This is a genomic window from Mesorhizobium sp. M0136, from assembly GCF_040322515.1.
In the GTDB taxonomy this organism is placed as follows: Bacteria; Pseudomonadota; Alphaproteobacteria; order Rhizobiales; family Rhizobiaceae; genus Mesorhizobium.
Genome location: NZ_JAMYTP010000002.1, coordinates 26,726 through 41,992 on the forward strand (window position 1 = coordinate 26,726; position 15,267 = coordinate 41,992).

General features: G+C 62.2%; 14 protein-coding genes. 3 read left to right on the plus strand and 11 right to left on the minus strand.

The genetic code is table 11. The features are described from left to right. Nucleotides 1-46 precede the first annotated feature (46 nt). The 8 genes from NKJ35_RS02000 to NKJ35_RS02035 all read right to left on the minus strand — a co-directional run bounded on the left by NKJ35_RS02000 (nt 47) and on the right by NKJ35_RS02035 (nt 9,380). Entirely contained in the window at nt 47-3,205 is a 3,159-nt protein-coding gene (locus tag NKJ35_RS02000) for an efflux RND transporter permease subunit (RefSeq protein ID WP_352475313.1), read from the minus strand. Then, the gene (locus NKJ35_RS02005) at nt 3,202-4,446 is read right to left on the minus strand and encodes an efflux RND transporter periplasmic adaptor subunit (RefSeq protein ID WP_352644613.1); all 1,245 of its coding nucleotides are present in this window, start codon (nt 4,444-4,446) and stop codon (nt 3,202-3,204) included. The genes NKJ35_RS02000 and NKJ35_RS02005 overlap by 4 nt, the downstream gene beginning before the upstream one ends. A 168-nt stretch (nt 4,447-4,614) precedes the next feature. Continuing rightward, nucleotides 4,615-5,211, minus strand: a complete 597-nt coding sequence (locus tag NKJ35_RS02010; protein WP_352644615.1) for a LysE family translocator — start codon at nt 5,209-5,211, stop codon at nt 4,615-4,617. Nucleotides 5,212-5,272: 61 nt separating this feature from the next. Then, nucleotides 5,273-5,845, minus strand: a complete 573-nt coding sequence (ilvN, locus tag NKJ35_RS02015) for an acetolactate synthase small subunit (protein WP_023676680.1) — start codon at nt 5,843-5,845, stop codon at nt 5,273-5,275. A gap of 66 nt (nt 5,846-5,911) precedes the next feature. Further along, a complete protein-coding gene (locus tag NKJ35_RS02020; RefSeq protein ID WP_352644617.1) occupies nt 5,912-7,663 on the minus strand; it encodes an acetolactate synthase 3 large subunit in 1,752 nt (583 codons plus the stop codon). A gap of 291 nt (nt 7,664-7,954) precedes the next feature. Then, on the minus strand, nt 7,955-8,479 hold the full coding sequence (locus tag NKJ35_RS02025; RefSeq protein ID WP_352644618.1) for a GNAT family N-acetyltransferase: 525 nt from the start codon (nt 8,477-8,479) through the stop codon (nt 7,955-7,957). 21 nt (nt 8,480-8,500) lie between these two features. Then, nucleotides 8,501-8,812 (minus strand): hypothetical protein, encoded by a 312-nt coding sequence (locus NKJ35_RS02030; RefSeq protein WP_254818924.1) that lies wholly within the window; start codon nt 8,810-8,812, stop codon nt 8,501-8,503. Between the two features lies 1 nt (nt 8,813). Beyond that, nucleotides 8,814-9,380 (minus strand): helix-turn-helix domain-containing protein, encoded by a 567-nt coding sequence (locus NKJ35_RS02035; RefSeq protein ID WP_352644620.1) that lies wholly within the window; start codon nt 9,378-9,380, stop codon nt 8,814-8,816. A gap of 151 nt (nt 9,381-9,531) precedes the next feature. On the opposite strand from NKJ35_RS02035, the gene NKJ35_RS02040 reads away from it, so the two are divergent. Next, nucleotides 9,532-11,358, plus strand: a complete 1,827-nt coding sequence (locus NKJ35_RS02040) for an ATP-binding protein (RefSeq protein WP_352644622.1) — start codon at nt 9,532-9,534, stop codon at nt 11,356-11,358. A 36-nt stretch (nt 11,359-11,394) separates the two neighbouring features. Here NKJ35_RS02040 and NKJ35_RS02045 read toward each other — a convergent pair whose 3' ends face one another. The 3 genes from NKJ35_RS02045 to miaA all read right to left on the minus strand — a co-directional run bounded on the left by NKJ35_RS02045 (nt 11,395) and on the right by miaA (nt 13,796). Continuing rightward, nucleotides 11,395-11,781, minus strand: a complete 387-nt coding sequence (locus tag NKJ35_RS02045; protein ID WP_352644624.1) for an ester cyclase — start codon at nt 11,779-11,781, stop codon at nt 11,395-11,397. 147 nt (nt 11,782-11,928) lie between these two features. Then, entirely contained in the window at nt 11,929-12,723 is a 795-nt protein-coding gene (locus NKJ35_RS02050; RefSeq protein ID WP_254818928.1) for a GGDEF domain-containing protein, read from the minus strand. Nucleotides 12,724-12,827: 104 nt separating this feature from the next. Next, nucleotides 12,828-13,796 carry a tRNA (adenosine(37)-N6)-dimethylallyltransferase MiaA gene (miaA, locus tag NKJ35_RS02055; protein ID WP_352645029.1) on the minus strand — a complete coding sequence of 323 codons (969 nt, stop codon included), beginning with the start codon at nt 13,794-13,796 and terminating at the stop codon, nt 12,828-12,830. Between miaA and serB the strand changes: the two genes are divergently transcribed. Continuing rightward, nucleotides 13,786-14,673 (plus strand): phosphoserine phosphatase SerB, encoded by an 888-nt coding sequence (gene serB / locus NKJ35_RS02060; RefSeq protein WP_352644627.1) that lies wholly within the window; start codon nt 13,786-13,788, stop codon nt 14,671-14,673. The two genes, miaA and serB, sit on opposite strands and share 11 nt — an antisense overlap. Next, nucleotides 14,670-15,242: a GNAT family N-acetyltransferase gene (locus NKJ35_RS02065; protein WP_352644630.1), complete on the plus strand. Its 573-nt coding sequence runs from the start codon at nt 14,670-14,672 to the stop codon at nt 15,240-15,242. Before serB ends, NKJ35_RS02065 begins: the two co-directional genes overlap by 4 nt. Nucleotides 15,243-15,267: the final 25 nt, after the last annotated feature.

The window sequence follows — 15,267 nt, forward strand, 5'->3', positions numbered from 1 at the left end:
TACGATCGCGGACCCCCGGCCGCAAGCACCACGGCTTGGGCCAGCGCTATTCGGCTGCCGCCTTTTGCGGCACTGGTTCTTCCTCCTCGTCGAACAGTGACGGCTGGTCGACCGCTTCGACCGGCCTCGGCTCGCCCCGGCGCCGCGCCCACAGCCTGACCAGCCAGCCGGAAAAATGCTCCATGTAGACGTAGATGACGGGCGTGACGAACAGCGTCAGTGCCTGCGAGGCGACCAGACCGCCGACCACCGCCACGCCGAGAGGCTGGCGCAGTTCCGCACTGGCGCCGGTGCCGAGCGCGATCGGGATGGTACCCATCAGCGCGGCAAGCGTGGTCATCATGATCGGCCGGAAGCGCATCAGGCAGGCCTTGTGGATGGATTCGACAGGCGACATCCCCTCGCGCCTTAGCTCGAGCGCCACGTCGATCATCATGATGCCGTTCTTCTTGACGATGCCGATCAGCATCAGGATGCCGATCACCGCGATCACCGACAAATCCATCCCCGCCAGCCGCAGTGCCACCAGCGCGCCAAGCACCGCCGAGGGAAGCCCGGTCAGGATGGTAAGCGGATGGATGAAGCTCTCATAGAGCATGCCGAGAACGATATAGATGGTGAGGATCGCGCCGCCGATCAGCAGTCCCTGGTTGGAAAGCGAATCCTGGAAGGTCTTCGCCGTGCCCGAGAACGTGGTCGAGATCGTCGGCGGCATGCCGATCCTTTCCTTCAGCGCATTGATGTGGCTCACGCTGTCGCCGAGGGCTACGCCCTGCGGCAGATTGTAGGAGATGGTCACAGCCGGAAGCTGGCCGAGTTGGTTGACGGTCAGCGCGCCAGCGGTCCGATCGACGCGGGCGAACGCGCCGAGCGGCACCAGGCTGCCGCTCGCCGTTCTCACCTTGATGGCCAGCATCCGCTCGGGCGACCACTCGATCTTCGGATCGAGTTCCATGATCACGTCGTAGCTGTCGGCCGAGCCGAAGATGGTCGACACCTGCTGGGTGCCGAAACCGCCATAAAGGCTGGAACGCAGCGTGTCGGTATCGACGCCGAGCGTCGCCGCCTTGTCGCGGTCGATCACCAGCGTCGCCTGAAGCGCATTGTTCTGCAGGTCATTTGTGACGTCGGTGAAGGCGGCATGGTCGGCAGCCATCGCGTCCGTCAGCTTCTGCGCCCAGACGTTCGTCAGGCGGGTATCCAGGCCCTGCACGGCAAGCTGGTAGGCACTCGCCGAAGAACGCGCGCCGAGCCGCAGGTTCTGCACCGGCTGCATGTAGGTTTCGATGCCGGGCACGTTGGCAAGTTGGCGCCGCAGATCCGAAAGCACCTTGTCGATGTTCGGTCGCTGGTCCTTGTCTTTCAGCTGCACAAACAGCTGGCCCTGGTTGAGCGCATTGCTTCCACTGCCCGCCGACCAGCCGACATGCGCGACGTAGGGCGAATGGGTGAAGACATCCGCCACTTGCCCCTGCAGCTTCACCATGGCGTCAAACGAAATATCCTGGCGCGCAATGGTCGTCACTGAGACCTGGCCGATATCCTCCTGCGGGAAAAAGCCCTTCGGCGAGATCTGGATCAGCCACACCGACAGCCCGGCGGTCACGAGGAAGACAAGGAAGACAAGGAAATTGTGGTGCAGGCAGAATGTCAGCAGCCTGTCATAGCCCCGTATGAAGACGTTTTGTCTGTGGTCCCCGCCATGCGCTGCTTTCTGCTCGGCTTTCGATAATGACAGCAGCCGCGAGCACAGCATCGGTGTCAGCGTCAGCGAGACGAACATCGACGCCAGGATGGCGACCGTCACCACCACCGCGAATTCGTTGAAGATGCGCCCGATCACGCCGCCCATCAAAAGCACTGGAATGAACACGGCGACCAGCGAGATCGAGATCGAGATGATGGTGAAGCCGATCTCGCGCGCCCCCTTGAGCGACGCCTCGAGGGCCGAGAGCCCGTCCTCCTCCATATGGCGGAAAATATTTTCCAGCATGACGATGGCATCGTCGACGACAAGGCCGACCGCCAGCGTCAGCCCCATCAATGAGACGTTGTCGATGGAAAAGCCGAACAGGTACATCACACCCAGCGTGGCAATGAGCGAAATTGGCACCGCCACGGCGGGGATGACCGTCGCCGTCACCCGGCGCAGGAACAGGAAGATCACCATCACTACCAGCGCGATGGTGAGCAGCAGCGTGAACTGCACGTCATCCACCGCCTCGCGGATCGACGTCGAGCGGTCGTTGAGCAACTGGATGCTCGCCGCCGCCGGCATCTGACCCTCGAAGGAAGGCAGCATCGCCTTGACGCGGTCGACGACATCGACGGTATTGGCGTCCGGCTGACGCTGCACCGCCATGATGATGGCGCGGGTGCCGTCGTACCAGCTTGCCGTCGTCGTGGTCTCGACCGAATCGATGACGCGGGTCACCTCGCCGAGCCGCACCGGATGGCCGTTCTTTGTTGCGATGATGATGTTGGAGAATCCCGCCGCGTTGGTCAGCTGCGTGTTCGCGGTGATCGTCAGCTGCTGTTTGTTGTTCTTGAGCACGCCGAGCGGCGTGTTGCTGTTGGCCGAGGCAATGGCCGCCTGCAGCTGGTCGATCGAGATGCCGCGAGCGGCGAGCGCCGTCGGATCGATCTGGACGCGTACGGCATATTTTTGCTGGCCGTAAATCGAAACCTGCGCAACGCCATCGATCGTCGACAGCGATGGCGAAATCACATTCTCGGCAAAGGCATCGAGATCGGTCAGCGGAATGGTGTCGCTGACCAGCGACATCAGCAGGATCGGCGCGTCGGCTGGATTGACCTTGCGATAGCTCGGCGGGCTGGTCATCTCCGGCGGCAATTGTCGCTGCGTGCGTGCGATCGCCGCCTGCACGTCGGCGGCGGCGTCGTCTATGTCGCGGTTGAGCACGAACTGAATGGCGATCGAGGTCGAGCCGAGCGAGTTGGTCGTCGAAATCGAATCGATGCCGGCGATGGTGGCAAACTGCTTGATGAGCGGCGTTGCCACCGAGGTCGCCATGGTTTCCGGCGAGGCCCCGGGCAGCGAGGCCGAGACGTTGACCACCGGAAATTCCGCGCTTGGCAATGCCGCCACCGGCAGGAATTTGTAAGCAAATAGCCCGCCCAGAACCAGAGCGAACGACATGAGCAGCGTGGCGACGGGCCTGCGGATGCAGAATTCGGAAATCATGGCTGTGTTCCGCCCGTCCGGTCAGCCTCGGCGACCTTCGGAGCCGCCTGGTCGCCGGTGCCGGTCGAAGCCTTGCCTTCGCGCACCGCCGCACCGTTCTTCAGCTTGGTCTGGCCTTCGACGACGACACGCTCGCCGCTTTTCAGTCCTTGGCTGATCGCGGTGTTGGCGCCTTCTGTCAGCGCGACCTGCACCGGCCGCATTTCAACGGTGTTGTCCGGCTTGATCACATAGACGAACGGCCCCTTCTGGCTAGGCTGGACGGCAACCGTCGGAACCGACGTCATTTGCGGCATAATGCCGGCATCGAGCACGACGTTGACATATTGGCCCGGCCACAGCGAAAGATCGGCGTTGGGCACGCTGGCCCGCGTTGCGATCGTGCCGGACGCCGTGTCCACGCTGGAATCGACGAAATCCAGCGTTCCCTTGCCGATCGGCTTCGGGTCGCCATCCTTGGTCAGCGTCACCGCGCCTTGCTGCGGCGCCGCCAGCGCTTTGTGCAGTAACCCAAGATCGCTTTCGGGGAGATTGAATTTCACCTGCAACGGGTCGACCTGCGTGATCGTCACCAGCGGGGTCGACGTGCTGCTGCTGTTGCTGGTGGTGACGAGATCACCGACGGCGACGCTGACCGCGCCAAGCCTGCCGGAGATCGGCGCCCTGATCGTGGCGAAGCCAAGCTGGATTTGGTCGGCATCGATCGTTGCCTTGTCGGCGTCGACGGTGGCCGCTGCGGATTTCTGCGCCGCGACAGCCTGATCGTAGGTCTGCTGTGTGCCGGCCTGCCTGGCGACAAGATTTTTGGCCCGCTGAAGATCGGCCGTGGCGCTGGCAAGCAGCGCCTGATCCTTTGCGAGCGTCGCCTGATCGCGTGCCAATTGCGCCTTCAACGAGCGATCGTCCAGCGAGAACAGAAGGTCGCCTGCCTTCACCATCTGTCCGTCCTTGACCGCGATTGCGACGATCTGGCTCGAGACCCGTGCGTTGATGCTGACCACGGCAGGAGAGGACACGAAGCCGATGGCATAGCGCCGGACCGGAAAATCGGCCGTCGAGGCGGTGGCGGCAACCACCGAAGTCGAACGCGCGGCACTTGCCGCTGCAGCGGGTTTGTCCGCCGCCGTCTGCTTCGCCGACAGCAGATGCTGAAGATCGCTCATTGCGCTGGGCGAAAGATAGAGCCACGCCGCGGCAACGCAGGCTGCAGCGATCACCGCAAATACGATCTTTCCGCGCATCGACAAAAGGCCTCTCGATCCGACACGCCGCTATCCGGTGGCCGTAGTCTAGCTCAACTCGCAGCCGATTGCCGCGCTTTTGCCAGATAATAGAGGATGCCGAAGGCGAAAAAGGGCCAAAACCCGTCATTACGAAGATTTAATGTGCAGTGCACAATAAAACGGCAGCTAACGCAGCATCGGCCACAGCGTCGCCGCCAGCGGCACACCCATGGCGATGTTGAACCATTTGAGCCGCACCGCATCTGCCAGAAAACCGCGCAGCGCCATGCCGAAACCGGCCCAGGTCGAAATGCTCGGCAGCATGACGACGGCGAACGCAGGCGCGATCAGCACCACGGACACAAACGGGCGCTCCGGGTTCGTATAGACGGCCATGGCCGTAATCGCCATCACCCAGGCCTTGGGATTGACCCACTGGAAAGCCGCAGCCTCGATGAAGCGCATCGGCTGGCCCTTCGCCTCGCCTTCGCCGCCGAGCGACCGCGACATGGCGATCTTCCAGGCGAGATAAAGCAGGTAAAGGCCGCCGGCGATCTTCAACCCGGTATGCAGCACCGGAAAGGCCGTCAACACGGCGCCAAGCCCGAAGCCTACGGCAAGCAACAGCACGAGGAAGCCGAAGCCGATGCCGAGCATGTGTGGCACAGTCTTGACCAAGCCGAAATTCACACCCGAGGCCAGAAGCATGAAATTGTTCGGACCCGGCGTGACCGAGGTCACGAAGGCATAAACCAGCAGAGCAAGGAATGCATCGAAGGTCATGCCGTTTCCCTAAATCAATGCGATCGGTGGCAAAGCGATGAGACAGAGCCAAGCTGGATGACTACATCCCTTGCGGGCCGCGGTTCATCGCCGCCACCCCGGTGCGGCAGATCTCGACGAGCCCGAGCGGTTTCATGATGGCGATGAACTGATCGAGCTTGGACCCCTTGCCGGTGATCTCGAAGATGAAATGCTCGGTGTTGGCATCGATGACGCTGGCGCGGAATGCATCGGCGAGCCGGAGCGCCTCGACGCGGGCTTCGCCGGTGCCGGCGACCTTGACCAGCGCGAGTTCCCGCTCCAGTGGCCGCTCCTGTCCAAATTCCTGCGACCGCACGGTGAGATCGACGACGCGGTGCACCGGCACGATGCGCTCGAGCTGGTGCTTGATCTGCTCCAGCACGTGCGGCGTGCCGCGCGTCACGATGGTGATGCGCGACAGGTGCTTTTCGTGCTCGGTTTCCGAGACCGTCAGGCTCTCGATGTTGTAGCCACGTCCGGAAAACAGGCCGATGACCCGGGCAAGCACGCCCGGCTCATTGTCGACCAGGACCGAAAGCGTGTGGTTCTCTGGTTTTTCCGTCTCCTTGGCGATGAAATAGGCCGAGCCGGTCGGTTGCAACTGTGCGTTCATGACATGAATCTCGATTTAAAACTTTTGCGCTAATCTGCTGTTTCCGCACAGCTTCCTCGAACCAGGCTACACCAGTTCCCTGCCCTTGGCGTCGATCGCGTTGGCCACAGCTTCGTCGGTCGCCTCGTCAGGCAACAGCATCTCGTTATGCGCCTTGCCGGACGGAATCATCGGGAAGCAGTTGGCGAGCGTCGCCACGCGACAGTCGAAGAGGACGGGCTTCTTGACCGCGATCATCTCCTTGATGGCGTCATCGAGCTCGTCCGGCTTGTCGCAGCGAATGCCGTGGCCGCCATAGGCTTCGGCGAGCTTGACGAAATCCGGCATCGCCTCGGTGTAGGAGTGCGACAGCCGGTTGCCGTGCAGCAGCTGCTGCCATTGCCGCACCATGCCCATATACTGGTTGTTGAGGATGAAGATCTTGATCGGCGCCTCGTGCTGCACCGCCGCGCTCATCTCCTGCATCGTCATCTGCACCGAGGCGTCGCCGGCGATGTCAATGACCAGCGCATCCGGATGCGCGATCTGCACACCGAGCGCCGCCGGCAGGCCGTAGCCCATGGTGCCCAATCCGCCGGAGGTCATCCAGCGGTTCGGTTTCTCGAAATGATAGTGCTGCGCCGCCCACATCTGGTGCTGGCCGACCTCGGTGGTGATGTAGGTGTCGAGGTCCTTGGTCAGCGCATAGAGCCGCTGGACGGCATATTGCGGCATGATCACCTCGTGGTTCATCTTGTAGGCGAGCGAATCGCGGGCGCGCCATTTGGCAATCTGCTCCCACCACGGGTGAAGCGCTTTCTTGTCGGCCTTGGCGGTTGCCCGCCACAGCCGCACCAGATCCTCCAGCACACGCCCGACATCGCCGATGATCGGCACGTCGGTGTGGACGTTCTTGTTGATCGACGACGGGTCGATGTCGATGTGGATCTTCTTCGAATTCGGCGAAAACGCCGTCAGCCGCCCGGTGATGCGGTCGTCGAAGCGCGCGCCGATGCAGAGCATGACGTCGCAATCGTGCATCGCCATGTTCGCCTCGTACGTGCCGTGCATGCCGAGCATGCCCATCCAGTTCTTGCCCGACGCCGGATAGGCGCCGAGGCCCATCAGCGTCGAGGTGATGGGAAAGCCGGTCAGGTCGACCAGCTCGCGCAGCAGATGGCTCGCCTCCGGGCCGGAATTGATGACGCCGCCGCCCGAATAGATGATCGGCTTCCTGGCGCCGGCCATCAGCTCGACCGCCGCCTTGATCTTTTCCAGGTCGCCCTGGACCTTCGGCTGGTAGCTGGTGCGCGGCGCCGTCTGCGGCGGGACATAGATACCCTTGGCGAACTGAACGTCCTTCGGAATGTCGACGACGACCGGACCAGGGCGTCCTGTCGTTGCCACATGGAAGGCCTCGTGGATCGTTGCCGCGAGCTCGTTGACGTCCTTCACCAGCCAGTTGTGCTTGGTGCAGGGCCGCGTGATGCCGACCGTGTCACACTCCTGGAACGCATCCGAGCCGATCAGCGAAGTCGGCACCTGGCCGGTCAGACAGACCAGCGGGATCGAGTCCATCAGCGCGTCCTGCAATGGCGTCACCGCATTGGTGGCGCCCGGCCCTGAGGTCACCAGCATGACGCCGGCCTTGCCGGTCGAGCGCGCATAGCCTTCCGCCGCATGGCCCGCGCCCTGCTCGTGGCGGACGAGGATGTGCTCGACCTCGTCCTGCTGGAAGATTTCATCGTAGATTGGCAGAACCGCGCCGCCCGGATAGCCGAAAACATGCTTGACGCCATTGTCCTTCAGCGCCTGCACCACCATTTCGGCGCCAGTCATTTCAGTTCTTGGCATTTCAGTTCTTGGCATGTCGCGCCGCTCATTCTGTCCACTGCTCATCGGTCTGGTCCCGTACTGTTCGCCATCTGGCGATTGCTCGTCGTTTAGTCGTGTTTCGGGCAATAAAAAAGGCCCCCGAGGGAGCCTGTGTCTTGCGCATGGGAGGTCATCGCCCGGCGGTTACACCGCCTCGCCCACGCGCTTTCCTACGAGAATGAGTGCCTTTTTCATGGTGGCGGACAATAGAATTGGTTTGACGCCGCTGTCAACGGCGAATGTGCACGGGTCGGATCAGGCTGAACCAATGCGTTTCCAGTAGATGAGGGTGGCTGTGAGCCCGCCATGCGGCTTCAGCGCATAATCCGGTATTTCGCCGGCCAGCGTGAAGCCGAGCTTTTCATAGAGGCCGGGAGCCCCCTCCTCTTTTGCCGTGTCAAGGACCAACAACGTGCGGCCTTTCTCCACGGCAACGGCTTCCGCCGCCTCCATCAGGCGGGTTGCTATGCCCTTGCCGCGGCAATCGAGGCGGGTCATCAGCTTGGCGATCTCGGCCCGGTGCGGCTGGTTGGGAGGGCAGTCGAGCAGCAAGGTGACTGTGCCGACCAGAGCCTCGCCGTTCCAGGCCCCAAGCACCGCCCTTTCGCCTCTGGCGGCCGCATCAAGCGACTTGTTCCAGAAGGCCGCGGCCATCTCCGGCGCCAGCGGATGCATGAAGCTGACCGAGCCGCCGGCAGCGACTGTCCCGATCAGCAGATCCGCCAGCATTTTTTGCGTTCCGTCAGTATTGCTGAGTGGCCTGATTTCGATCGAACTCATGTGGTTTCCCTTCGCCGCCCGTCAGTCGAAATGACTGGTCCGCTTCCGCTTCCTGGCCCGGCGGATTTCCGCGATGCGATCGGCGTCTTCCTCTTGCAGATGTCGCCCGCGTTCCAGCAGTTCGAGCGTGTATTCCTCATAGGTCAGGCCCAGCCGCTCGGCCTTGTCCAGCCGCATCAGCATGATCTCGCGGCTCGGCGCTTTCCATGCCTGGGCATGGGCGGTCCGCCAGGCAAGAAAGACATAGGGATCGCCCTTGCCCCAGGGCGGACCGTCATAGTCGTCGAGCGGCGGCCCACCATTGTCGGAGCGTTTCGGACGGCGTGCCTTCACCTCAGCGCCTGGCCAACGCAACCAGATAGTCGGCGGCGTCCGGCCCCGGAGCGTGGAAGACGCAATCTGATGGCGCGCCGAGCGCCAGGCAGTCGCCGGTTTCGAGCTTGTGAACGATGTCGCCCTCGGTGAATTCGAGGCGCCCGGAGATCAGCCAGATCTGTTGCCTGATGAAGGCATAGGACGCCGCCGGGAAACTTACCTTGGCGCCGGCCGGCAACTGGACCCGGATCAGTTCGAGCGGCATGTCGGAGACCGGCGAAAGATGCCGCCGCACATAACCCGTAGCCGGATCGCGCCACAGCGGCTGGTCACCTTCGCGAAGCAGGCCACCGCCCTGCAATTCCGCCCTTGCGATCAATGTGGACAGCGTCATGCCGAAGGCGGCCGCGATGCGCACGAGGAGTGCCGCCGTCGGGCTGGTCATGCCGCGCTCGATCGTGCTCAGCATGGCTTTCGAGACATCGGACCGCTCCGCCAATTCAGCCAGGGACCAGCTGCGAGCCACCCTTTCGGTGTGTATCCTTCTGCCGATAGTCGAGGATATGTCGTTCGCTATATCATCCATTAATCCAATATATCGAAATTTTTCTGCGAGGCAACGACCGTTTCGTCCACTTTTCGCAAACTCCTTAATGTCCGCTAAACCATCCGGCCTCATCCCACCTTAACCCCGTTCGCCTAGGCTCATCGCTTGGGAAAAGGGGACCGGCCTGTCCATGCTCGTTGAACGCGAAGCCTCCATTGGGGAACCGACTTTGCTGGAGCGCCGCAGGGCGGAGCAGAACGACAAGCGGATTCTGGGCAATGTCGTGCAATGCGACGGCGCGCGCGCCACCATCAGCGCCTATGCCGACGACATCGAAGGCACGGTCACCGGCCTGTGGAGCGTCGGCAAGATGATCTCGATCAATCTCGGCACATCACGAACCGTCGGCCTTGTCTATGAAATCGGCAAGTCGGATCGTGCCTGGAGCAGCGAGGGCCAGAATCCGATCGAGGTCAGCATCGAATTGATCGGCGAGGTGCGCGACGGTGCCGAACCCGGCGCGAAGCCGATCTTCGACCGTGGTATCACAACCTACCCGCATATCGGCGCCATTGCCCATCGTATCCGCAGCCGCGACCTGCAGGCCGTCTACGATCTCGCCGGTCGTCATTCGATCACCATCGGCACGCTGTCGCAGGACGAGGCCATCGACGCCAATATCGCCATCGACGATACGCTGGCGCGCCATTTCGCCATTGTCGGCACCACCGGGGTCGGCAAATCGACCGCCGTGTCGCTGCTCTTGCGCAAGTCGATCGCCGCCCGGCCCGATCTACGCGTGCTCATCCTCGATCCACACAACGAGTTCGCCGCGTCGTTGCCCGAACATTGCGTCAGGGTCGATTCGACGACGCTCGACCTGCCCTTCTGGATGTTCAAGCTCGAGGAATTTGCCGAGGTGCTGTTTCGCGGCCGCGAGACGGTCCCGGAAGAGGTCGACGCCTTGCGCGATCTCATCCCCGCGGCCAAGAACCTCTACCGCAATCCGAACTCCGGCAACTACCTACGGCGCAGCACCGACGCGCTGACCGCCGACGCGCCGGTGCCCTATCGCATTGCCGACCTCATCAAGCTGGTCGATGAGCGCATGGGATTGCTGGAAAGCAAGAACGATCGCCCGACCCTCAAGTCACTGAAGGCACGTATCGAATCGGCGGCATCCGATCCGCGCTACCGTTTCATGTTCAACTCGCGCCTGATCGAGGACACCATCCACGAGACGATCGGCAACATTTTCCGCGTGCCGCATCACGGCCGCCCGGTAACCTGCTTCGAAATGGCCGGCATGCCGTCCGAGGTGGTCAATTCCGTTTGCTCGGTGCTGGCGCGGCTGGCCTTCGACCTGGCATTGTGGAGCGAAGGCCGCTTGCGGCTGCTCTTCCTGTGCGAGGAAGCGCATCGCTATATGCCGGCCGATCCGCGCCTCGGTTTCGCGCCTACGCGGCACGCGCTGTCGCGCATCGCCAAGGAAGGCCGCAAATATGGCTGTTATCTCGGCGTCGTCACGCAGCGCCCGGGCGAACTCGACCCGACCATCCTGTCGCAGTGCTCGACGTTCTTTGCCATGCGGCTCGCCAACGAGCAGGACCAGGCGATCATCCGCTCGGCGATCGCCGATTCCTCGGCCTCGACGCTGGCGTTCCTGTCTTCCATGGGCCAGCGCGAGGCCATCGCCTTCGGAGAAGGCGTGGCGACGACGATGCGGATGAAGTTCGAAAAACTCTCCGAGGATTTGATCCCAGGCACCGCCAAACGCGAGAATGCCTTGCCGTCCGAAACCGGCGACGAGGTCGACCTAGTGGCGATCGTCGAACGGCTGCGCAACATGCCGAAATCACAGCAGGCAATGCCTTTCGCGGAAGTAGTCGATCCGGGCCGGCAGGCCGGCGATTCGGACTATCGCAAGCCGTCGGCCGCACGCACCCAGCGGAACGACGATTTCGACTTGCGATACGGCCTCAAGCCGGCGACCTTCGGGCTGCGTCCGCCAGAATGATCGAGCCGAGCGACTTTTAGGCAGCGCTCGCAGATATCACAGCTGAGCTTCGATGGCTGTCTTGTCTATAATTGACCACACCTGGCCAATTTTCCCTCTCTGAAACTCATAGAATACGTTCTCGGCAAACGAAATTCTTTTCCCGCTCACATCGAGCCCAAGGAACGTTCCCCTTGGCGCGCAGTCGAAGCTTAGCCGGCTCGCTACATAAGGCGGATCGGCAACCAATAGCTGAATGTCGAAGTAAAGGTCCGGAATTTGGTCGAAGTCTCTCACCAACATTTCGAGATAGCCGGACAATCCGAGCTTGCGACCGTTGTGGGTCACTTCATCATGGACAAACCGCCCCAGGTTTGGCCAATCCTGCTTGTTTAGACATGCAATATAGCCCCGATAACGATCTGAGAGGTCGGATTTAGTCACGGCAACACCTCTATTTCCGGCAAGCCCCACAAAGGCAGCATCTCAGCTTGACTGGGTGACGTCGGTCTGCGTGCACCGGAAACGCAGAAAACGATACCAGACGGCCAGCATCACGAATTTCCACATCACGAATTTGACGACGGAATTTCAGGCGCAGACGCGGTTGCGCCCTTGCCTCTTCGCCTCATAGAGCTGGCGATCGGCGCGGCGATAGAACTCCTCGGCGGTTTCCTTGCGATCCCAGACAGCAAGCCCGACGCTGGTGGTGATTTTCAGTCGGACATTGCCTGTCAGCACCGACATGTTGGCGATCGCCTTGCGGATGCGCTCGGCGAATTTGGATAGCAGCTCGGCATCCATATTGGGCGTGACCACCGCGAACTCCTCGCCGCCGAGGCGCGCCACCACGTCGTGATAGCGTGTCATGTCCTTGAGACAGTTGGCGACCGCCCGCAACACCTCGTCGCCGACATCGTGGCCGTGGCTGTCGTTGACCTGCTTGAAATGGTCGAGGTCGAGGATCATCAGCCCGACTGGTTTCTCGATGCGGCGGAACTCTTCGAGATATTCCTTCAGCGCATCGTCGAAGTAGCGCCGGTTCTGCATGCCGGTGAGGCTGTCGGTGAGCGCCGCATGCTCCAGCGTCTCTGAACGCGCGCTGAGCGAAACGGTCATGGCACGCAGCTTGCCTTCTTCCGTCGCCTGCTTTCGGATCAGCGGGTAGATGAAGAAAATGCCGAAGAACAGCGCAGTCGCCAGCAGCACGCCGGTCGCAAACAGCAGCTTGTTGAGATAGATGATTTCATCGAGTTCCGAAGGCGTATTGCTGATGTCGGCGGCCAGGGTTTGCAGGAGCCCATAGGCGTAAAGCGTGACCAGGCCGGCGGCCAGGATCACAAAAATAAAGACAAAAAAGGCTGATTCCGCCTTGTGGAAACGCATCTGCTCCCCGTTGGAAAGTTCCTATCGATCTTATGGCATGCGGGAACTTACGGACAGTTAACCTGGACAACTTCAACGCGAAATGGCCCCTCGGTGTCGACTTTTCAGGTTGCGCTCGAAGGAGGGGGTGAGGGCATCGAGTCGATCCTCTCACCCGGACGCAATCTCTCCCATTCCGGGCCCAATTGGTGCCTGAACCAGGTCGTCTGCCGTTTGGCATATTGCCGCGTCGCGATTTTCGCGCGCTCGATGGCCTCGGGAAAACTGATGGCGCCGGCCAGCGCGGCCTGGAGCTCGCGAACACCGATCGCCTTCATCGCCGGCAGGTCGGGATCGAGGCCGAGCGCCGAAAGCTGCTTCACCTCGTCCAGTGCCCCCTTGTCCAGCATGCGGTCGAAGCGGGCATCGATCCGCTCCACCAGCGCCGCTCGCTCCGGCTCGATGACGAAAAAGCGCGCGCTGCTCCTGTCGATCAACGGCCGGCCACGCGCGGCCTGCCAGTCCAGGATGGAACGGCCCGATGCGTCGAGCACCTCCAGCGCCCGCACGATGCGCTGGCCATCCGTCGGCTTCAGCATCATGCCCGCCGCAGAATCCTCCCGCAACAGGATGCGGTGCAATCTCACTGCGCCCTGTTCCTGGAGCTCGTAGCGCCAGCGATCGCGGATCGACTTCGGAATGTCGGGCATCTCCGAGATACCTTCCGTGAGCGCCCGAAAATAAAGCCCGGTACCGCCGACGAAAATCACTGGCCGCTCGGAGAGCGTGCCGTCGTCGATCAGCTTCGTGACATCACGCAACCAGGCGCCGGTGGAATAGGCGGTGGACGGATCGACGTGTCCATAAAGAAAGTGGGGGACGCGGGCGAGTTCGGCAGGACCAGGCCGCGCCGTCAGCACGTCGAGCACCGAATAGCCTTGCATGGAATCGGTGTTGACGATGACACCGCCATTGCGCTCGGCGAGGTCGAGTGCAAGCGCCGACTTGCCGCTGGCGGTCGGCCCGGCTATCAGGATCGCGTTCTTCACGCGGCCTTCGCCCGCCTGTCCGCTGGAATTTTCGATGCCGCTGATCGCCACGCTTCTATCCCATCCCGCCGGCCGCGCATTGACGCCGACGCTAGCGAATATGGCCTCGCGGTCGGTCGGCGCAAGCACCGTTCGCTGGCTGGCCGAAGACATCGCCTGCGAGCTCGACTTGCCGGAGACCGCCGACGCTTCCGAAATAACGGCGCACCTGCATGCCGCGCTTGCTTCCGAACCGATCGACGTGGCCGTCCAGCCGGCTGAGAACAGGCGCAAGAAGATCCTGATCGCCGACATGGATTCGACGATGATCGACCAGGAATGCATCGACGAGCTTGCCGACGAGATCGGCGTCAAGGATCGTGTCGCCGCCATCACCGCGCGATCGATGAACGGCGAGATCGCATTCGAGCCGGCCTTGCGCGAGCGCGTGGCGCTGCTCAAGGGTCTCGATGCCGCAATCATCGACCGCATCATCGACAATCGCCTGACGCTTGCGTCCGGCGGCCGCACGCTCGTCCAGACGATGGCGGCCGGCGGCGCCTGGACGGCGCTGATCTCCGGTGGTTTCGACATCTTCACCGCCCGCATCGCAGGATTGCTCGGCTTTCACGAAAATCGCGCCAACCGCCTGATCGAGCAGGATCGCCGCTTCACCGGCTTGGTCGCCGAACCGATCCTCGGCCGCGCCGCCAAGGCCGAAGCCCTTCTCGAGATTTCCGCCCGCCTTGGCCTGACACCTGCCGATGCCATTGCCGTCGGCGATGGCGCCAACGATCTCGACATGATCCGTCTTGCCGGCATCGGCGTCGCCTTGCATGCCAAGCCGGCCGTGGCATCCGAGGCAAAGATCCGCATCGACTACGGCGACCTCACCGCCTTGCTTTATCTGCAGGGTTATCACCGGGAGGAATTTGTCGAATGACGCCGATCCGCACCGAGCGCCTGATCCTGCGCAACTGGGAAGATCGTGACCGCGAGCTCTTCCATCGCATCAATTCCGACGAGTTGGTCATGGAGTTCTTTCCGTTTCGCCGCGACCGCGCCCAGGCTGACGCCAAGATGGAGGAGTTGCGCGCGGCTATCGATCGCGACGGCTTCGGCTTCGCGGCCGCTGAGATCGCAGCCACAGGTGAATGCATCGGCTTCGTCGGCATAACCCGAACCGATCATTTGCCATTCCTGCCGCCCGGCACGATCGAGATCGGCTGGCGGCTGGCACCCGAATTCTGGGGCCGCTTCTATGTCACCGAAGCAGCCGAAGCCTGGCTGACCTATGGCTTTGAAAGACTTGGCCTCGACGAAATCGTGTCCTTCGCAGTCAAGGATAACAGCCGGCCCACTGCCGTCATGGAGCGCCTGGGCATGATCGCCGACCCCGCCTCCGACTTCGACCATCCAGGTGTTCCGGACAACCACACCGCACTCAGGCGACATGTCTTCTACAGGCTGTCACGCACAGACTGGCAGGCAAGAAAAAGAGCGGCCCGCTAGCCGCCCTTTTCCTTTCAACATCAGA